Consider the following 375-nt stretch of genomic DNA (forward strand, 5'->3'; position numbering starts at 1 on the left):
CCCAGGGCCGGTCCCCACCGCAACGTCCACATCCGGGAACGCCCCCAGCACCCAGCACCTAGCAGACAGAACCCCTCCAGCTCGAAGGACTAGGACCGCACCTCCGCCGGTCGGAACCCCGACAACACCGGCGACCAGTCGAACGGGACACCGTTGACGTGCAGGGTCGCGAGCGCCGTCAGCGCGGTGGTGACTTCGTCACGGTCGCGGAGCAGCAGCGGCGCGGTGACGTCGTCGGGCAGCTGGACGAGCGCCGACAGGACGCCGTCCGGGCCCAATTCGACGAACCTGGTGACGCCGACGAGCGCTTCTAGTGCGTCGCCGAAGCGGACCGCCTTGCGTACCTGGTCCACACAGTACAACTGGTCCTACCAA

General features: G+C 68.3%; 1 protein-coding gene. It reads right to left on the reverse strand.

Translation table 11 applies throughout. The annotated features are described in order from the left end of the window. Positions 1-89: 89 nt before the first annotated feature. Complete coding sequence (locus tag PUR56_RS08830; RefSeq protein WP_329948469.1) at positions 90-353, reverse strand: hypothetical protein; 264 nt, start codon at positions 351-353, stop codon at positions 90-92. Positions 354-375 lie beyond the last annotated feature (22 nt).

Source organism: Streptomyces sp. BE303 (assembly GCF_036290945.1).
In the GTDB taxonomy this organism is placed as follows: Bacteria; Actinomycetota; Actinomycetes; order Streptomycetales; family Streptomycetaceae; genus Kitasatospora.